This is a genomic window from Microcoleus sp. FACHB-831, from assembly GCF_014695585.1.
GTDB lineage: Bacteria > Cyanobacteriota > Cyanobacteriia > Cyanobacteriales > FACHB-T130 > FACHB-831.
In genome coordinates, this window is record NZ_JACJON010000036.1 from 73,482 (window position 1) to 92,372 (window position 18,891).

An 18,891-nucleotide genomic window follows, 5' to 3' on the forward strand; every position below is an offset into this window, starting at 1 on the left:
TCCGCAGGGGCTGTTTTGGACGGAATTAGCAACTAAACTTAAGGAGAACAATTTAATGAGAGCACTTTGCTGGCATGGGGCGAATGATGTACGGGTTGATACAGTACCAGATCCAAAAATACTCAACCCCCGCGATGCAATTATCAAAATTACTTCAACGGCAATTTGTGGCTCGGATTTGCATATTTACGATGGCTTCATCCCCTCAATGCAATCAGGCGATATCCTCGGCCATGAATTCATGGGTGAAGTTGTTGAATTAGGCAGTTCAGTTAAGAATGTAAAAGTGGGCGATCGCGTTGTCGTTCCCTTCACAATTTCTTGCGGTAGTTGCTTCTTCTGCAATCGCGATTTATGGTCGCTATGCGATAACTCCAACCCCAACGGTTGGATGGCTGAAAAACTTTACGGTCATTCACCATCAGGGTTGTTTGGTTACTCCCACTTGTTCGGCGGTTACGCAGGCGGTCAAGCAGAATATGCCCGCGTACCATTTGCAGATGTCGGTTTGTTCAAAATTCCAGATGGATTGACAGACGATCAAGTATTGTTTCTAACTGACATTTTTCCCACCGGATATATGGCAGCAGAAAACTGCAATATTAAACCCGGCGATACAGTAGCAGTTTGGGGTTGCGGGCCAGTAGGACAGTTCGCTATTAAGAGTGCATTCATGCTAGGCGCACACCGCGTTATTGCTATCGATCGCATTCCCGAACGCTTGCAAATGGCTAAGGAACAATGCGGCGCGGAAGTCCTCAACTATGAAGAAATTGAGGTTGGTGAAGCACTCAAAGAAATGACTGGCGGACGCGGGCCAGATTCTTGTCTTGATGCAGTCGGAATGGAAGCGCACGGCACGGATGCTATGGCGTTTTACGACAAGGTAAAGCAAGCAGTGCGTTTAGAAACAGACAGACCTACAGCATTGCGGCAATTAATGGTTGCTTGTGGTAAAGGCGGTCATGTATCTTTAGCGGGTGTTTATGGTGGCTTCCTGGATAAGATTCCTATGGGTGCAGCTTTTAATAAAGGCTTGACATTCAAGATGGGACAAACGCACGTTCATCGATACTTGCAACCGTTACTCGATCGCATTCAAAACGGTGAAATCGATCCTTCCTTTGTGATTACTCACAAACTCAGCTTGGAAGAAGCACCGCACGGTTACGAGATTTTTAAGAACAAAAAGGAAAACTGCATTAAGGTTGTTCTTAAACCCTAAAGTTAACCTATCAACAAGGTAGCCCGGCAGTGCCGGGCTACTATTACAAAATGCCAAATCGATATGAAAGCAGTTTGCTGGTTTGGCAATAACGGGTGATACGGGGAAACGGTTCCCGATCCAATATGTCTATAATGGCTTCGTTCCCATAACGAAACCTGTTGACATTATCGGTCAAGATTTCATAAGGAAAGTGGTCGAACTTGGTTGCAAAGTGAGTATGTATATCACTCACTCCCTAAGTCTAGAATACGTGCTGCAAGCCTACGAGATGTTTAAGCACAAACAAAACGACTGCATCAAGGTTGATACTGAAACGGTCAACTATTTTCGATTGAATTTGCAATCTAAAAGTTGACCTACTAATAAATGCAAAAGGAGACAAATATGGCTGATACAACTGTAATGAAAGTAGATTCTAACCATTCTCCCAAGGGTGAATTGGGTCAGAAGTATCTCGCGTCAGGGAAAACTGTTTCCATGCGCCTTTGGGAAGACGAGGAACCAGACGAACCTAAAGAACCAGCAGCGCGGGATTATGAAACTGTTGGTTACGTTATCAAAGGTCGTGCCGAGTTGCACAGTGAGGGTCAAGTAATTTTGCTAGAACCTGGCAACTCTTGGACAGTACCAAAAGGCGCATCTCACACATACAAAATCCTGGAAACTTTTACGGCAGTTGAGGCAACATCTCCACCCGCCCAAGTTCACGGACGCGACGAGAATTAAGCTGCCGTTTTCAAACTAGGCTGTAAGCAATAATACTTGAAAACCCCGTTTTATTAAATAAAACGGGGTTTTTTATTAGGGCGATCGCGGCAGCTATATCTAGAATCTAAAAATTTACTATTTCATCAGCAAATAGATACCGTTCCCTAAGTCAATAGGCACAAAATATAGGTTGAAAGCACTCCTACTACAGGCTGAGGTATGTTCTTGATTTAAACAGTTAGCTAGGAAGAGGATGAAGATTACTCAAATGAAAAAAAAAGATTTGCTACATTTGAGAACTTCAGAAAACCAAATTTAATTTAAGGAAATTTCAATGTTTTATCACAAAAAGCCACTGCAATACTTTACTCCCCCGGAGAGTCCCGATCCAGTCTACGCCAAAAAAATTCAAGAACTCATCGGCGGTACTTTTGGTGAAATGACCGTAATGATGCAGTACTTATTTCAGGGTTGGAACTGTCGCGGCCCTGCCAAGTATAAGGATATGCTGCTTGATGTAGGTACTGAAGAAATCGGGCATATCGAAATGCTGGCGACAATGATTGCCCATTTGCTCGATAAAGCGCCGATAAAAATGCAAGAAGATGGCGCTAAAGATCCGATTGTTGGTGCAGTAATGGGTGGCTCAAATCCGCGAGATGTGATTGCAGCGGCGATGAACCCACAGCACGCAATTGTATCTGGTTTAGGTGCTACTGCTAGCGATAGCGTTGGCTATCCTTGGAACGGTCGTTTCATCGTCGCCAGCGGCAATTTGTTGGCAGATTTCCGTTCTAATCTGCATGCTGAATCGCAGGGAAGATTGCAAGCAGTGCGAATGTATGAAATGTCAAACGATCCTGGGGTGAAAGATACCCTCAGTTTTATGATCGCCCGCGACACCATGCACCAAAATTTGTGGTTAGCTGCCATTGAAGATCTGCAAGATTCAGGACTAGAAGACACTCCAGTTCCATCTTCCTTCCCACAAGAATTGGAGAAGCAGGAGTTTTCTTATCAGTTCTGGAATCACTCTGAGGGAACTGATAGTGCCGAAGGTCGTTGGGCTAAGGGCAAATCGATAGATGGTAAGGGTGAGTTTGAGTATGTGGCGAATCCCCAACCGTTAGGGCCAGAACCACAACCACCGCAGCCAGATCCGCGCTTGCACGGCACGGCTAAAACCCCGCAACCTCCTACCACTGATAAACCGAATTTAATCGAGCGCATCGGTGATATGCTTACTGGCGACAATGAGTAAAGTTGCCTGTCATAAAGCCTGAGCAAGATTAATATATCAAACCGACTGCAATGCAGTCGGTTTGTCATTTTTACTATCGCGATCGCAGGAAATTTAAGCTTTTCCAGATTTAATTAATCTATAGGCACTGGCCAAAAAATTTAAGGGTAGCTTTTCTTTATTTTGCTTTTAGATCCTTCGCTGCTATGGACGCTTTGCGCTTTTAACGTAGCTTTAGTGCGATCGCTCTCTTAAAGCTACAAAATCTCAAGTTTTATTCAAATATTCCAGCTTAGAGAAAAAGTTAGAATTTTTTTGGTTTCCTCTGCGTTCCTTGGGAATTTTTACGCAGTAAAATTACTCATTGGCTGAATTACTCAAAATTTCAGTCCCGGGATAGGTGAATAGAAACCTTAATAGCTGGGACTGTAAGAAAAGTGCTTAAAGACTAATCAACAACCATGTCCCAGAGCTGTCCGGAGCTGAGATTCGATAGAGACGCTCCCAGAATGGAAGATAAGACAAAAAGTGAACTCATCGATGAATTAGTGGCATTGCGCCAACGTGTTGCCTCATTGGAAAAACTAGAAATCCAATATCAGCAATCAGAGCAGGCTTTGCGAGGAAGCGAAGAACGCTTCCTCTTGTTGCTGGAAAACGTTAAGGACTACGCAATTTTCTTCCTCGACCCGGAGGGAACTATTATTCGCTGGGGCGCAGGCGCAGAAGAAATTTTAGGCTATCAGGAAGCAGAAATTCTGGGCAAATCTGGCTCAATTATTTTTACACCTGAAGACATAGAGCGCGGCGATGACCGCAAAGAACGAATAAAGGCACTTACAGAAGGTCGGGCTGAGAACGAACGCTGGCACGTCCGTAAAGACGGCAGACGTTTCTGGGGTAGTGGTATTGTCACCGCATTGCGAGATGAGAGCGGACAACTGCAAGGCTTGACGAAAATCATGCGCGACTTGACCAGTCGCAAACTAGCTGAAGACGAACGCGCCCAGTTTCTAGCGAGCGAACAGGAAGCACGCGCCCAGGCTGAGTCAGCAAACCGGATGAAAGACGAGTTTCTGGCAACGCTCTCTCACGAACTGCGATCGCCCCTGAATGCGATGCTGGGGTGGACGAGTCTTCTCCGCACTCGAAAATTTGACGCAGCTACTACGGCTCGTGCTATCGAAACCATCGAACGAAATGCACGCGCACAAGCACAGCTAATTGAGGATCTTCTCGATGTCTCGCGGATTATTAGAGGTCAACTCCGCCTAAAAGTTCGCTCAACGGAACTGCTGCCAGTTATTGAATCAGCTATAGATACTGTACGTCCAGCGGCTGATGCCAAAAGCATTCAACTACAGTCACTTATTGACCCCACAGTAGGTTCAGTTTTAGGAGATCCAGACCGCTTGCAACAGGTAGTATGGAACCTACTGACAAACGCGATCAAGTTCACGCCCAAGGGCGGAAGCGTTCAAGTCTGCCTGCAACACAATAACTCTCAAGTTGAAATTATAGTCAGCGATACGGGTCAGGGGATTAAGGCTGACTTTCTACCTTATGTCTTCGACCGCTTTCGCCAAGCTGATAACTCGGTTAGCAGATCTTACAGCGGACTTGGACTCGGATTAGCGATCGTGCGCCACTTGGTTGAACTGCACGGAGGAGCTGTTCGTGTCGAGAGTCCGGGTGAAGCACAGGGGTCAACGTTTATCGTGAGTTTGCCGCTGATGGCTGTCCGTTTGCCCGTAAGCGATGCCGAGAATCTACCATCAGCTGGGGGAGAAGTCCCATTCAGCTGCGGAACAGGACTTAATGGTTTGCGTATACTTGTTGTTGATGACGATGCTGACACGCGCGAGATTCTGGTGAGGATACTGGAAACGTGCGGAGCCGAAGTGATGGCTGTAAGTTCAGCACCGGAAGCGATCGCAGCACTCGAAGAGTTGAAGCCGGATGTACTCGTCAGCGATATCGGTTTGCCACAGCAAGATGGCTATGCTCTAATTCGCAGCGTAAGGCTGCTAGAAACGGAACAAGGAAAAATTCCTGCTGTAGCGCTGACAGCGTATGCCAGAGGAGAAGACCGCGAAGCAGCTCTTTCAGCAGGTTTCCAATCCCATTTAGCTAAACCAGTTGAGCCTAGTGAGTTGGTTGCGGTTGTAATATCTGTTGCAAGACGCAATAGAAATATCTAAATTTATAGCCATCAGGGTAGCATTTTTGACCCTCACCTTAAGAAGAGAGAAATGGATTTTACACCTGAATTAAGCAACGCCGTAAAATTTTCCCAATCCAAAATCGTCTTAGCTCCTGAAGTTGCGTCCAGCAAGGCTAGCAACTACTATTGCTAACTCGCTGGGATCGACTGGCTTAGGAATGTGTATTTGAAAGCCTGCTGAGAGTGCAGCAGTTCGATCCTCAGCTCTAGCATATGCCGTCAGCGCCGCAGCCGGAATTCTCCCTCCGCGCTCCGGCGATCGCGCTCTCACTTTACGCATCAGCGAGTAGCCATCTTCTCCTGGCATTCCAATATCGCTCACCAATACATCTGGCTTAAATAGTTCAAGTGTTGTAATTGCCTCGATAGCAGATGCAACTGCTGTAACTTCAGCGCCGCACTCTTGCAGCACTAAACTGAGATATTCACGACTATCAACCTCATCATCAACAATTAACACCCGCAAGCCCTCAAGGGGAGGATAATTATCAATTGCGATCGCGCCTTCTGCTGTTTGGGACATCTCTTTCGAGTCCCTTCCTTTAGTCGGTATAGACATCAGCGGTAGCTTTACGGTAAAAGTTGCCCCCAACTCTTCTCCCGGACTATCTGCAAAAACAGTACCGCCATGCAGTTCTACCAGATGACGCACGATTGCTAAACCAAGCCCAAGACCACCGTGCTTTCTAGTAGTTGAGGCATCAGCTTGGCGGAAGTAATCAAAAACATAAGGTAGAAAATCAGCTCTTATGCCTTTACCCGAATCGTTAACTTGGATTTGAGCATGAGAATTATCGCGTGAAAGTCTAATGACTACAACACCACCATTAGTTGTGAACTTGATCGCATTTGAGAGCAGATTCCATACTACTTGTTGCAAGCGGTTGCGATCGCCCGAAACTAGCCCAACTGTGGAATCAACCAAACACTTAATTTCAATTGACTTAGCTTCAGCCGCCAGACGCACCGTGTCAATTGCTGCCTCAATAGTCGATACTAAGTTGACAGGACTTACATTAAGGCTGATTTTTCCCTGAATGATCCGCGAGACATCCAAAAGATCGTCAATTAACTGTATCTGCACCTTAGCATTGCGCTCGATTACCTCAATTGCCTTCGCCGTAGTTGCTGGGTCAAACTTTCGGCTTCGGAGTAATTGAGTCCAACCAAGAATGGGATTGAGGGGCGATCGCAACTCGTGAGAAAGAACTGCTAAAAACTCATCCTTAATCCTATTTGCCCCAGCTAATTCATCAGCCTGTTGCCTTAGCCTATTTTCTAATTGCTTGCGCTCGGTTAAGTCTAAGACAAAACTAACGCCATGCTCAACAGATCCCTCAAACATCACGCCCCCCAACAGCACTGGGATGCGATTGCCATCTTTGCAGATATATTCTTTTTCTAGGGGAGGAGCCGAACCACGCTGCTTCATCTGGGCGAGCGACTGTTCGCTCCATTGCCGCTGTTCAATTGGGGTCATTTCTTTCCAGTTCAATTTCCCAGCCTGCAACTCTTCTTGCGTGTAGCCCACCATCCGCAAAAAGGCATCGTTGGCATCGGTAATTTGACCGCTGACATCCCAGAAAATGCAGCCAATTATATTAGATTCAACCAAGCGTCTAAACCGCGATTCGCTCTCTTTTAAAGATGCTATTAATCGAGTTGTTTCCGCTTCAGCCTGTTTGCGCTCTCTGCGTTCCTTAGCTTCGCGCAACGCCCGATGTACTGATGGCACAAGTCGATCTAGCCCTTGTTTTAGCACGTAGTCTGTAGCACCGCTTTTTAAAGTTTCGATCGCCAGTACCTCGCCTAAAGCACCAGAAACGAAAATAAACGGCACTTCTGGGCAAGTATTGCGGGCGATTTCCAGCGCAGAAAAACCATTGAACGAGGGCAGAGAAACATCTGAAAGAATTAGGTCAAACGAGTGTTGTTCTAGTGCTATCAGAAAGTCAGCGCGTGTTTCTACTCGCACCAACTCGCAGTTTATATCTCCAGCCGCCAAATTTGCCCCGATGAGTTCTGCATCTAGGAAGCTATCTTCGACCAGGAGAATACGCAGGACTTTCACTACATTTCCCACCTTTTATTTACTAGATATTGCGTGCGGAGGGCAAAGATCCAATCGGCGGCTGATTTACGACAGCCCAGAAAAGCCCTATTTCTTTGATAGAGTTAACAAATTCTTGGAAATGTACTGGCTTTACCACATAGGCATTCACGCCTAAATTGTAGCTACTAATGAGATCTTGCTCCTCCCGTGAAGAAGTCAGCATTACAACTGGGACTGGCTTCATGGCTGGATCGGATTTCAATTGTGCCAGAACTTCCAAACCATCAACTTTGGGTAATTTCAAATCTAGCAGTACTACGACAGGATTTCCTGCCATCCGCAGCTTAAACATTCCGCGTCGATAGAGATAATCTAGCGCTTCCTCGCCATCGCGCACTACTACAACTTCGTTAGCGAGATGGTTTTCTGCGAGCGCTGCTAGGGTTAACTCCACATCGTTAGGGCTATCTTCCACCAGTAAAATTCGTTTCAATTCCTGCATTCTCATTTCTTTTGGCAGTTCGATTTAATGTTGTAAGAAAATTAAGATTAACATTCGTATCGATCGCAGTTGCTAATTTAAATTCTTATCAAGGATTGAAGGTCAATTTTTGCATTCAATCCTCCTTTTCCAACATTTTTGGCAGGGAAAAGTAGAAGGTGGCGCCGCCCTCTACCGCTCCCTCTGCCCAGGTTCGACCCCCATGACGAGTGATAATTCGCCGGACGTTGGCTAGCCCGATGCCAGTACCCTCGAACTGTCGAGCGCTGTGCAAGCGTTGAAATACGCCAAATAGTTTGTGTGCGTAACGCATATCAAATCCTACGCCGTTATCGCGGATGAAGAAAGCGACTTCAGATTCATCAACAGTGCTGCCAATTTTAATTTCGGCGATCGCGCGCGTCCGCGTGTATTTGAGGGCATTTGCTATCAAATTTTGCAGTACTAGGCGTAACATGGCAAGGTCGCCTCTTACTTCTGGCAATTTTTCTATTTGCCATACAATAGTGCGCCCGTCGCTGTCTAGCTCAATATTCCTTTTCACTTCTTGCACCAGTTGATCCATATTTACATTTGTGCAAGACATTTCAGCGCGACCCATTCGGGAAAAAGCTAATAAGTCATCTATCAAAATTCCTGCTTGTTTAGTTGTTTCTGCGATGGTATTCAAATAACGGTTACTGGTTTCATCTAAAGTTGTTGTTAACGCCACCCGTTTTAGGAGTAAGTCCACGAACCCGCTAATATGGCGCAGAGGGGCACGCAGGTCGTGGGAGACAGAGTAGGAGAATGATTCAAGTTCTTTGTTGACTGCTTCTAACTGTGCTGTGCGCTCTTTAACTCGTTGTTCAAGGCTCTCGTTGAGTTGAAGGATTTGTTGTTCGGCTGCTTTGCGATCGCTGATGTCGCTGACTAAGCCTACATATCCCTCGATTTCCCCTTGGCTTCCCACTTGAGGAACGTATGTGGCACTTATGTAGCGCGTGCCACCATCTCTATAGGGTACTTTGCTTTCAAAAGTTATTTGCTGTCCTGATAATACTGCTTCGATATACGGGCGAATGCCTTCATAAGCAGTTTCGCCCAAAACCTCACGAACGTGCTTTCCCTCTACCTCTTTTGCGGAATGCCCGAACCATTGTGAGTAGGCTTTGTTATTAAAACGATAGCGCTGTTGGGAATCGATCGAGGCAATTAGGACGGGTAAGGCGTCGGCGATCGTCCGGAGTTCATTTTCTTTTTTTTGCAGATCGTCTTCAAGCCGCTTGCGTTCTGTAATATCAATTGCCACGCCTGCGATAAGTCGGCGTCCAGATGCTTGTTGGAGGGGGAACTTGAATGACATCCAATAGCGATCGCCATCTGCCTCCGGAGAAGTCTCCAGCAGCTCTAATGTTTTACCTGCCGCCAGAACAGCCGCATCGTTATCATGTAACTTTTTGGCCACCTCTGCTGGAAATAAGTCGAAATCGGTCTTTCCTACCCAATCAGCTAGCTTTCTATTAAAAATACGTTCAACTAATTTGTTGACATAGACGTAGCGCCCCTGTTCATCCTTGATAAAAGCTGTTGTGGGGCTGTTGCTCATAAAACTCTCGAACAGTTCTTGACTCTCTCGCAATGCTTCCTCGGCTTGCTTGCGTTGAGTCACATCCATAATCATCGCCAGCGTACCGCTGAACTCACCCGTTTCGCTAAGGATGGCATTGGTAGAGACACTTGCCCACAGAGTCGAGCCATCCTTGCGACGGAATCTGTCCGCCTGTTCATCCATAAACTCGAAAACAGAGCGGTTAAGTATTTCCTCTACGCTGTAGCCCAGCATTTCCGCCATCCGCTGATTAACGTAGTCTATTCTTCCTTCAGTATTTGTTGCCCAGATGCCTTCGCACGCAGTATCGACAAGGCGCCGATAGCGTTTCTCGCTTGCCTTTAGCTTCAGCATGCTTGCCTCAAACCTCCTATTTGCAGCGCGTAGCGCCTCGCATAGCGCACTGAAAAGTATGCCCTGAACCAGAAAGAGCAGCAGCCGCACAGCGTCGCTCAGATCGATAGCTAGGGAATAGAGTGGCTCTATAAAAAAGTATGTGCTGACTATGGCAGACAAGAAGGTGGCTAGCAGTCCCGGCCCCCTACCCCCACACCAGGCGCTCACCATTACAGCGCCAAAAAATAGTAGAAAAGGCGTCTTTGTCATGGCAAACCAGGGGTCTAGCAGCAGCATCAGCAGCAGTGATAGCACAACAGCTAATACTGCGACACCATAGCGCTGTAGCTGGGAGCGTGTTAATTTCAACATGAAACTTGCTTAATCAGGGAAATCGACCCACCTTTACAAAGACTTTTTTACCTTAAGGCTGATGACAATTTTTTTGCATTTACCCTAAGACTTATTTAATATGAAAGTGGGGTAAACCTCTAGGCTGAAAGATGTTAGACTGCTTAGAGCGCGATCGCATTACGAATAAGCCTATTACACCCCAGTAGGCGGTTGAATATATATTTCATGGTTCTCATAAATTGAGGTAGTTGTAGGTGCTATGCTCAACAAGCATGACGAATTATTACTAAAATATCTAAAACTTCAACCACTTTGGCTCCTATGGATATATGTAGTATTAGGAGTAGTTGCAGCAATTGCTGGATTCGTTTTTGAGAGCGGCAATCTTTCAAAAGCTGTTTGCCTTGGAGGTGGTTTTCTCATTGCTCTAGGAGCAGAGAAGTTGGTGACACGCAAAATTAGAAATCTGCACTTTCTCTAATTAAAAAAAGTTACTAATATCTATAATTTTTAATAAACATTCTAAGTAAATTGCTCTTTAAGTGCGCGTATTTGGGCAACATACAACTAGCTTTATTTATTTACGCCCACATACTTACCCTTTAAATTATTTAGACCATTAGGCAGTATTTGAGTGTATGACTCAAGGCTACGAAGAAGATCTGGCGTACATTCACGATGTTGGATTTGGAGATTTTTCCAAGAAATCCGCGCCTGGTTTACTTGAAATATTGCGCCAGAAAGGTATACAAAAGGGTCTAGTTATCGATATAGGCTGTGGTAGCGGGATATGGGCCAACGCTCTTACCGAAGCTGGTTATGATGTTTTGGGGATAGATATATCTGACGCAATGCTAGATTTAGCAAGAATAAAAGCGCCAAAGGCAAATCTACAAAAAGCATCTTTTGTTAAATTCAATTTTCCCAAATGCGATGCTGTAACCTCACTAGGAGAATGCTTAAATTATCAATTTGATGAACACGATAAATCCGAGCTAAAAGATATATTCGCCCGAATATACCAAGCATTAAGACCAGGCGGTATATTTATTTTTGATATCGCTCAACCAGGCTATGTAAGCGGAATCCATGCCCAAAAAAATTATTATGAAGGGGAAGACTGGGTAATTTTTCTTGAAAAACAAGAGGATACCAAAGAAAATAAATTAATTCGCAAAATCTCAATGTTTCGCAAAATTGGCGAGTTTTATAGAAAAAGCGAAGAAACCCACAGAGTCCAATTATATAAGAGTACTGAAGTTGCAAAAGAACTCCGTGAAGTTGGCTTTCGAGTAAGAATTATTCGCGGATATGGAGAATTAAAATTAAGAAAGGCTGTAGCTGGTTTTATAGCAACCAAAGCATAAAGGAGATTTTACAGGTAGTTTCCCTATCTCTGTCCACCAGAATATCTTAAGAGAAGTTTCCTGATAAATAAGGGCAATTTTATGGCGCTATCTTAAGGCATGGTTATTTTAATTGCCAAAAAAAATATTTTATTTATGATGTATTATCTTAATCCTTAATAGCGATTCATACAGCCGCACGCAGCCACTATAAATACGGTGGGGATATCTGTAGTGTGATTACAACTACTCCCCTTTGCACAATATGCTTTCCCGCCTTGTCTGTTTTCCAAGGTGTTGACCGTAGTTGCTGTAGCTAGCCGCGCTTTTATTAGCATAAAATTATAAAATTCGGGCGGTTCCCCCCCAAGACAGACGATATAGAGCGTTTTTACCTTTAAAGTTCGTTCTGGTAATCGATCGCTCATCGAGGCATCATGGTATCGACGAAGGTGTTGCCCAAAGTATTGCGCCCACTCCTCATACTTAGTTTAGTTATCTTATTCATAGGCTTTTTAGCCTTCCAAATTGAAATAGCATTTCCCGCAACACCCAGCGTCTATAACACTTACACGCCTTTAACCAAACCTGCGCCATCAGGGATTGGATCTTATGACGTACTGGGTAAGGTTGTTGATAAAGAGGAAGCAGCAAACTTATTGCAAACTGAGGAAGGACGCAAGCAACTTTCTCCTGAAAGTGGGGCTGTTGCTGTTACTGAAGAATTAATAAACCTCGGTCGCAAGAGTTTTTACTCAGAAACCTTTAAAGATCAAGTTTTCCAAACAGAGGTAGTTGGTGCGTTGAATGGGCCAATCAACCTCGTGACAATGACAAAAGCGATCGCGCGTCTTGGAGGCAAGCATACAACAAATTTGCAAATTCCTATTGATAAAGATGTCACTATAGGCGGTAAAACTTTTACAGCAGGTACGTTACTCAACACCGGGATGGACGTTCCCTCTGGTTCGATTATTCCCTTGGGAATGCGTACCAGCATCGAAAAAGGTAAAGTGCGAGTTGGCATTACCTGCGCCTTGTGTCATGCAACAGTAGATAACAACACGGGTCGAGTTATTGAAGGTGCGCCTAACATCGATGTCGATACTGGTTTACTATTAGCATTTGCCACCAACTCAGCAGCACTATTCCGCCAGACTGGAGTTAATCCTACAACATTGCCACCAGGCGATCGCTCCTACATCAACGCCAACGGTGAAACAGCGCATCTCCCCAACGCCAAAACTGTAGAAGATGCCGTCGATGCCGATTTATTATCTTGGCCTCCCGGTAGCTTTGATTCGACGGGCAACATGGTCAACAATCCCTCGCAAAATCCGCCCTCCTATACTCACGAAACTTGGCCTTATGGATGGAGTGGAAATGCTGCTATCGGCTGGTTTCACGGATTGACTACCCTCAATAGCAACGTTCACGGAACCAACTCAGACGCTACAACTGGGGCTGATTCCAGCGAACCGCTGCTGGGTATCGATAAAGAAACTTATTTGGGCGTAATTTTGCAAAATTCTGCAAATAAATCCTTCCGCTTGCCCCAAGGCGCAAGGCCATCAAAATTCTTTGACAAGATCGATCCCACGCCAGGGTATCCGGGGATGAATGAGGTGATCCCTATGCCTGGTTTTCCCAAAGGTTCGCCCTTTATCCTCGATGGGTTGATGGCTTCCTCACCAGGGTTCGACGTAGGCGAACAACTCAATGGAATGTCTGCGTGGCAAAACACCCTCGCACCACCACCCGTGCAAACTGCAAGTAGCGAGACACTCAAACGCGGTGCAGCAATTTTCACGCGGGCGAGTTGCGTTGAGTGTCATAGCGGGCGCTACTTCACCAACCATGAGGTAATTCCGGCTAATAAAATCGGTACTCAGCGATCGCGCGGTCCGGCGCAGTCTCCTTTCCCGCGCATCTTTACTTCGCCGGAGACTTATCCGAGTAACGTTGCAGTACCTTTACCGCCAAATCCCCCAACATTACCAGTGCCAACCGATCTTGTACCGCAGCAATCGCTAGAATTAGCCTTTGCTATCAACAACCCTGCTGGCGGCTATAAAGTACCTACCTTACTTGGGCTTGCCGTTACCGCACCTTATCTCCACGATGGAGGTGTGGCAGCTAGTGCTAGTGCGCTGAAGCCAGGTAAAAAGGGCTTTTTCGTTGGCGATCGCACCCAAATGGGTATGGCAGGCACGCTGATGAAAAACATTCAACCCGACCCCAGCGCGAGTCTGCGAGTGTTGTTAGATCGCAACTTGCGTAAGGCGGCGATCGCAGCTAATCGCGCTAATCCCGATTTACAACAATCAAATGTAGATGGCAGCGGACACAACTATTGGGTAGACAAGAAAGCGGGTTTCACTACTCAAGAACAAACCGATCTAATTCAATATCTTCTGTCGTTGGATGACGACCCGGAAGTGCTACCTAATGTAGCCTTAAAAGATTAGTTGAGTAGGTGGGGAATGCCCCACCTTACTTTTAGTTATTAGGAGATTTCACAATGGCATTGCAAGCAGTAATTCTCGATGTTGATGGTACCCTTATCCTCAGTAATGATGCTCACGCTCAAGCTTGGGTGGAGGCATTTGCAACTTATGGCTATGATGTGCCTTTCGATAAAGTCCGACCCCTCATCGGTATGGGTGGCGATAAAGTTATACCAAAGATGGTGCCAGGACTTAATAAGGAAGAAGGTGATGGAAAAGCTATTTCCCAAAAGCGCAAAGAACTGATGATCGAAAAATTTGCGCCTACGCTACCTTCTGCTAATGGAACGAGGGAACTTGTGTTGCATATGAAGGAGCAAGGATTGCGGCTAGTTATTGCTACTTCGGCTACATCTGAAGAACTTTCCCTCTTGCTTAAAGCAGGAAAAGTTGACGATTTGCTAGATGAAGCGACAACATCAAGCGATGCGAAAGACTCTAAGCCATCACCCGATATTGTGCAAGCTGCATTGAAAAAAATAAATATGGAGCCGAACCAAGCTTTGATGATTGGCGATACTCCTTACGATATTGAGTCTGCTAATAAAGCTGGAGTTAATGTTATTGCAGTACGCTGCGGCGGGTTCGATGATACTCAGTTAAAGGATGCGATCGCTATCTATGACGATCCAGGCGATTTATTAGCACGCTACGACGATTCCCCATTAGCTAAATAGAAGAACTTTGCAATTGCGATCGCCCGATAGTTGAATAACTTTAATTGTAATCCTAGATACCAACTACGCTGGCGTTCTCACGAAGCTGATTTTGGTAGTGGTTGCTTACGTCGTCACATCTCGATGACATAAGCAACCACATTTTTGTTATCAGGAGTTTACTATCTCTTAAGGTTTAATGATTGCGGGGCGATCGCCGATCTTACTACCTGAGAAAAATAAAGTGGGTGGGGGCTAGGAACCTTATAATTTATAGCTTTAAGTAATCAAAACAATTTATTAACTTAACCCTGAGTTAATGCTCAGGCTTGATTTCAACGCGCTTCATAAATTTTTGTGATGAAATGCAATGTTTTAAGTGCAAATCATACAAGTTATGGATGCCGATTGCATACTTTATAAAAGACCGACGAATCTCAACCTAGATTTTATCCAGCACAGGAATTTTTTTATGGAACCTTTAAATTGCTCAGTTTCAGCCTGTCGGTATTGCCAATATTACAACCCTCTAGGACGACGTGGCGGAACTTGCAACGTTCTCAACGTATCAGTTCAAGGTGAATGGAAAGCTTGCCGTTTAGCTAGCGGACAGTTTCCACTTTCTTTAAAGACTGCTGAACCTATTGTAGCTTAAGACACAGACAATTAGAAAAATATTAAGAAATAGTTTAAACCTAAAAAAATAGAGCGATCGCGTAGTTCAAAATAGAGCAAGCGATCGCTTTTTTGTTACCAAGACATCCTTGGCATTGAAGTTCGTTTGACTTCTGGATTTAGGAAAAAATTAGGTAAAACTCGTCAACATCCTATCCGGAAAACCAATACCTCTTGGTCTTATGGTGACAAACGTTCAATTACCCAAGCATCATTTTCAAGCCGCCGATAAAGCAAACGATCGTGCAGCCGACTGGGACGCCCCTGCCAAAACTCAATTGCTGTCGGTATAACCCGAAAACCTCCCCAGTGCAGCGGTCGAGGGATTTCCTTATTTTCATACTCCTGCTTGAGTTGCTGCAACCGAACTTCTAGCACCTCACGATTGGCGATGACTTGACTTTGATTAGACGCCCAAGCACCCAACTGACTTCCAGCAGGACGGCTATGAAAATAAGCATCTGACTCTGCATCAGCCACCTTTTCCACGCGCCCTTCAATGCGGACTTGGCGTTCGAGTTCAGCCCACCAAAAGACTAGAGACGCCCAAGGATTTGACGTTAATTCTTGTGCTTTGTAGCTCTCGTAATTAGTGTAGAAGACAAAACCCCGTTCGTCGAAGTCTTTCAGCAGCACCATCCTAGCCCTTGGCTTACCGTCGTTCGTTGTGGTGGCAACAGTCATAGCATTGGGTTCTGGCAATTGTGACTTGAGTGCCTGGTTGAACCATTTTTGAAATTGTCCGAACGGATTGGGGTCAACATCAACTTCAATTAGCCCAGATTGGGTATATTCCTTACGAAGGTCGGCTACGCTTGTGTCCATATGAGAGAGTTTAGAGTTTGGACTGTGGACTTTAGACTTTAGACTTTAGACTGTCTATAGTCCACAGTCCAGAGTCTAAAGGTTTTGAGTCGAGATCGCCCAGTTCCGCCCACAGCCAATGCTATAGGTTTTTTTGTGATGCGCCGATTTCCCAATGTTCAACGCCTCTTGATAGTGGGTTTTAGCGGCCCAATTATCGCTTTAAATATCTGGCTTTTGTCCCAGGCATTTCGCTATTTTGAGCATCTGATTACTGTCTTAACTATTTCTGCGATCCTGGCGTTTCTGCTTAACTACCCGGTGCGGATATTAGAGCGGTTTCGCCTGAAAAGAGATCAGGCTGTAATAATCGTTTTGCTGCTAACTTTAACGCTTTTGGGATTCTTGGGCGTGACCCTTGTGCCGATTTTGATTGACCAAACGGCGGAGTTGTTAAAGAATATTCCCGATTGGTTGAAAACAAGTAATGAAAATTTGAATCAGTGGGAAATTTGGGCACGCGAACGGCGTTTGCCCATCGATTTGAAGGGATTTATTACTCGCATCACCTCTCGTATTGAAAGTCAAGTGCAGGCTGTGGCTGCACAAGCTGTTGGATTAGCTTTGGGTACGGTGTCTGGATTGGTAAATGTGATTTTCGTCATAGTGCTGGCGTTTTATATGCTGCTGTATGGCGATCGCATGTGGCAAGGTTTGGTTAGTCTGCTGCCGCCTCAGATCGGTTTACCCTTAAGCGAATCGCTGCGGCTGAATTTTCAGAATTTTTTCCTTTCTCAACTGCTGCTGGGACTGTTCATGGTGGGAACGCTAACCCCAATTTTTTTGATTTTGAAGGTGCCGTATTCTCTACTGTTTGCCTTGCTGATCGGTCTTGCCGAACTGATTCCTTTTATCGGCGCTACATTGGGAATTGGATTGGTGACGCTGCTGGTAATGCTTAAAGATTTTTGGTTAGCAGTTCAGGTAGCGAGCGCAGCAATCTTCATGCAACAGATCAACGATAACTTACTAGCTCCTAAGTTAATTGGCGATTTTACTGGCCTCAACCCCATCTGGATTTTCATCTCCATCTTGACAGGAGCGCAGATTGCCGGACTTTTGGGCGTCCTTGTCTCAGTCCCCATCGCTGGCACTATTAAGGACACAATTGACACCATCCGCCGAATGCGCCAGCACGCAATTGTCAGAAACGATGTTCTTCCCAGCGATCGCGACAACGGAACGATGCCTTAAGCTGTTGCAGCCTTCTGCTAACTAAAAAATTTATAGTATTTTATCATAATTGCTATTTTTGGTAAATACAACAAAACGCCAAGATACAGATAAGTAGATAATTTTGCCAGCAATTAGAACTGCCTTGTAAAATTGGCAAGTGATCTGCATTTGTTGGAGAATTCATATGATACGAGCGCTTAACTTTTTGATGATCTTCCTTGTTTGTTTAGCCTTAGTGCTATTCAGCTTGCAAAATACTGAGTCTGCTTCCATTCAACTTTTGCAGGGAGTCCAAGTTCAAGCACCCATATGCATAGAACTGATTGTGGCAATGGGCGTGGGAGCTATTCTGGCATGGTTTTTCAGTCTATGGACGCGGTTGCAACGGGCTATGATATCAAGAAAGGAAATTCGTGTTGTTCGCCAGAAAGATGAACGGATTCAGGAACTAGAACAAAAAATTGAACGTTATCAGGCTGAGATTCAAGAGCCACAACAACTGCCGCCTAGTGCTGAAACACAAACCGAAGCGACACCAGCAACAGAGCTATTGGCTAACAAAATTTAGAATTATTTCAGGCTTATGACGGTTTCTTCGACAGCTCAGGAAGCGATCGCGCTTTTGATTGACACCGCCCAGCGAGGGGAAATTGACCCTTGGGACGTTCAGGTAATTGAGGTTATCGATCGCTACTTGAGTACGCTGAGTGTAGACACCGGGGGGAGTCAAAGCACTTTTGAAGCAAATCTGTCCCAGTCCGGACAGGCTTTTCTGTGGGCGTCTATGCTGGTGTTGCTCAAAGCAGACACTCTCTCAAATCAGTCAACGCCAGAAGAGGAGCAAGAACCCATCGATGAAGACCTTGCGGATGACTTTAGTAGTCAATTTGGCCAGTTGCCTTCAAATCTAGAGCGCCATATACGACGACGCCCAAGCGCAATGCCGCCCCAAAGACGGCCAGTAACGCTACAGGATTTGATCGAGCAGATCAAACAAATAGCAGACATACTCGAAGAAAAAGTTCCCGCGCCAAAGATTCGCCGTCGCATTACCCAGTCTTCCACTCAGGCAGCAAGAGCGATCGCCGCCCTAGCTCACCAAGAAAATCTCACCGAAGTAGCAGGACAACTCGAACGCCTGCTAGCCGATCATTGGCCGCTTCTTCCCCCCGGACAGGATTGGCTGCATCTCGATCAACTGGTAAACTTGTGGGCTAAGACCCCCGCATCTGTTGAGGCAGGGCATCTACCAGAGGCTGGTTCTCATCGCTCGCAGTCCAACGATCGCGTGGGTGTGTTTTGGGCACTGCTACTACTATCGGCTCAGTCTAAGGTAGAGTTAGCTCAAGAAGAGTTCTATCAAGACATCAAGATTCGTGCTTTGTAAAGCTGCATTGGGCGAATTTTCCTAGTAGAGCAACTTTGTATATA

The 18,891-nt window shown here is 45.5% G+C and carries 16 protein-coding genes; 12 read left to right on the forward strand and 4 right to left on the reverse strand.

The annotated features are described in order from the left end of the window. Window positions 1–55: 55 nt before the first annotated feature. The 4 genes from H6F77_RS08370 to H6F77_RS08385 all read left to right on the forward strand — a co-directional run bounded on the left by H6F77_RS08370 (window position 56) and on the right by H6F77_RS08385 (window position 5,377). The gene (locus tag H6F77_RS08370) at window positions 56–1,225 is read left to right on the forward strand and encodes a zinc-dependent alcohol dehydrogenase (protein WP_190487236.1); all 1,170 of its coding nucleotides are present in this window, start codon (window positions 56–58) and stop codon (window positions 1,223–1,225) included. Between the two features lie 387 nt (window positions 1,226–1,612). Continuing rightward, the gene (locus H6F77_RS08375; protein ID WP_190487238.1) at window positions 1,613–1,954 is read left to right on the forward strand and encodes a cupin domain-containing protein; all 342 of its coding nucleotides are present in this window, start codon (window positions 1,613–1,615) and stop codon (window positions 1,952–1,954) included. Between the two features lie 316 nt (window positions 1,955–2,270). Then, window positions 2,271–3,197, forward strand: a complete 927-nt coding sequence (locus tag H6F77_RS08380) for a manganese catalase (protein WP_190487240.1) — start codon at window positions 2,271–2,273, stop codon at window positions 3,195–3,197. A 440-nt stretch (window positions 3,198–3,637) separates the two neighbouring features. Continuing rightward, window positions 3,638–5,377 carry a hybrid sensor histidine kinase/response regulator gene (locus H6F77_RS08385; RefSeq protein ID WP_190487242.1) on the forward strand — a complete coding sequence of 580 codons (1,740 nt, stop codon included), beginning with the start codon at window positions 3,638–3,640 and terminating at the stop codon, window positions 5,375–5,377. A gap of 108 nt (window positions 5,378–5,485) precedes the next feature. Here the strand turns inward: H6F77_RS08385 and H6F77_RS08390 are convergent, their stop codons facing one another. From H6F77_RS08390 to H6F77_RS08400, 3 genes are all read right to left on the reverse strand, one after another. Beyond that, window positions 5,486–7,471, reverse strand: coding sequence for a hybrid sensor histidine kinase/response regulator (locus H6F77_RS08390; RefSeq protein ID WP_190487244.1), 1,986 nt, complete (start codon window positions 7,469–7,471; stop codon window positions 5,486–5,488). A 22-nt stretch (window positions 7,472–7,493) separates the two neighbouring features. Beyond that, window positions 7,494–7,961, reverse strand: a complete 468-nt coding sequence (locus H6F77_RS08395; RefSeq protein WP_375335926.1) for a response regulator — start codon at window positions 7,959–7,961, stop codon at window positions 7,494–7,496. Between the two features lie 109 nt (window positions 7,962–8,070). After that, window positions 8,071–10,254, reverse strand: a complete 2,184-nt coding sequence (locus H6F77_RS08400) for a PAS domain S-box protein (protein WP_190487246.1) — start codon at window positions 10,252–10,254, stop codon at window positions 8,071–8,073. Window positions 10,255–10,495: 241 nt separating this feature from the next. Here H6F77_RS08400 and H6F77_RS08405 point away from each other — a divergent pair, with 241 nt between their 5' ends. From H6F77_RS08405 to H6F77_RS08425, 5 genes are all read left to right on the forward strand, one after another. Beyond that, the gene (locus H6F77_RS08405) at window positions 10,496–10,717 is read left to right on the forward strand and encodes a hypothetical protein (RefSeq protein WP_190487248.1); all 222 of its coding nucleotides are present in this window, start codon (window positions 10,496–10,498) and stop codon (window positions 10,715–10,717) included. A gap of 157 nt (window positions 10,718–10,874) precedes the next feature. Continuing rightward, window positions 10,875–11,603, forward strand: a complete 729-nt coding sequence (locus tag H6F77_RS08410) for a class I SAM-dependent DNA methyltransferase (RefSeq protein WP_190487250.1) — start codon at window positions 10,875–10,877, stop codon at window positions 11,601–11,603. 416 nt (window positions 11,604–12,019) lie between these two features. After that, window positions 12,020–14,050, forward strand: coding sequence for a hypothetical protein (locus H6F77_RS08415; RefSeq protein ID WP_190487252.1), 2,031 nt, complete (start codon window positions 12,020–12,022; stop codon window positions 14,048–14,050). Between the two features lie 53 nt (window positions 14,051–14,103). Beyond that, window positions 14,104–14,766, forward strand: a complete 663-nt coding sequence (locus H6F77_RS08420; RefSeq protein ID WP_190487254.1) for an HAD family hydrolase — start codon at window positions 14,104–14,106, stop codon at window positions 14,764–14,766. Between the two features lie 451 nt (window positions 14,767–15,217). Further along, entirely contained in the window at window positions 15,218–15,400 is a 183-nt protein-coding gene (locus H6F77_RS08425; protein ID WP_190487256.1) for a hypothetical protein, read from the forward strand. Window positions 15,401–15,600: 200 nt separating this feature from the next. Here the strand turns inward: H6F77_RS08425 and pdxH are convergent, their stop codons facing one another. Then, complete coding sequence (pdxH, locus tag H6F77_RS08430) at window positions 15,601–16,245, reverse strand: pyridoxamine 5'-phosphate oxidase (protein ID WP_190487258.1); 645 nt, start codon at window positions 16,243–16,245, stop codon at window positions 15,601–15,603. 84 nt (window positions 16,246–16,329) lie between these two features. On the opposite strand from pdxH, the gene H6F77_RS08435 reads away from it, so the two are divergent. From H6F77_RS08435 to H6F77_RS08445, 3 genes are all read left to right on the forward strand, one after another. Then, entirely contained in the window at window positions 16,330–17,478 is a 1,149-nt protein-coding gene (locus tag H6F77_RS08435) for an AI-2E family transporter (RefSeq protein WP_242022006.1), read from the forward strand. 166 nt (window positions 17,479–17,644) lie between these two features. Then, window positions 17,645–18,028, forward strand: coding sequence for a LapA family protein (locus H6F77_RS08440; protein WP_199321234.1), 384 nt, complete (start codon window positions 17,645–17,647; stop codon window positions 18,026–18,028). A gap of 15 nt (window positions 18,029–18,043) precedes the next feature. Continuing rightward, window positions 18,044–18,847: a segregation/condensation protein A gene (locus H6F77_RS08445; RefSeq protein WP_190487260.1), complete on the forward strand. Its 804-nt coding sequence runs from the start codon at window positions 18,044–18,046 to the stop codon at window positions 18,845–18,847. Window positions 18,848–18,891 lie beyond the last annotated feature (44 nt).

Bases quoted from the DNA above. Each gene is read 5' to 3' on its own strand.
- pdxH (WP_190487258.1), bottom strand. From the start codon at position 16,245: ATGGACACAAGCGTAGCCGACCTTCGTAAGGAATATACCCAATCTGGG.
- H6F77_RS08425 (WP_190487256.1), top strand. From the start codon at position 15,218: ATGGAACCTTTAAATTGCTCAGTTTCAGCCTGTCGGTATTGCCAATAT.
- H6F77_RS08380 (WP_190487240.1), top strand. From the start codon at position 2,271: ATGTTTTATCACAAAAAGCCACTGCAATACTTTACTCCCCCGGAGAGT.
- H6F77_RS08400 (WP_190487246.1), bottom strand. From the start codon at position 10,254: ATGTTGAAATTAACACGCTCCCAGCTACAGCGCTATGGTGTCGCAGTA.
- H6F77_RS08405 (WP_190487248.1), top strand. From the start codon at position 10,496: ATGCTCAACAAGCATGACGAATTATTACTAAAATATCTAAAACTTCAA.
- H6F77_RS08415 (WP_190487252.1), top strand. From the start codon at position 12,020: ATGGTATCGACGAAGGTGTTGCCCAAAGTATTGCGCCCACTCCTCATA.
- H6F77_RS08385 (WP_190487242.1), top strand. From the start codon at position 3,638: ATGTCCCAGAGCTGTCCGGAGCTGAGATTCGATAGAGACGCTCCCAGA.
- H6F77_RS08410 (WP_190487250.1), top strand. From the start codon at position 10,875: ATGACTCAAGGCTACGAAGAAGATCTGGCGTACATTCACGATGTTGGA.
- H6F77_RS08370 (WP_190487236.1), top strand. From the start codon at position 56: ATGAGAGCACTTTGCTGGCATGGGGCGAATGATGTACGGGTTGATACA.
- H6F77_RS08375 (WP_190487238.1), top strand. From the start codon at position 1,613: ATGGCTGATACAACTGTAATGAAAGTAGATTCTAACCATTCTCCCAAG.
- H6F77_RS08420 (WP_190487254.1), top strand. From the start codon at position 14,104: ATGGCATTGCAAGCAGTAATTCTCGATGTTGATGGTACCCTTATCCTC.
- H6F77_RS08440 (WP_199321234.1), top strand. From the start codon at position 17,645: ATGATACGAGCGCTTAACTTTTTGATGATCTTCCTTGTTTGTTTAGCC.
- H6F77_RS08395 (WP_375335926.1), bottom strand. From the start codon at position 7,961: ATGAGAATGCAGGAATTGAAACGAATTTTACTGGTGGAAGATAGCCCT.
- H6F77_RS08445 (WP_190487260.1), top strand. From the start codon at position 18,044: ATGACGGTTTCTTCGACAGCTCAGGAAGCGATCGCGCTTTTGATTGAC.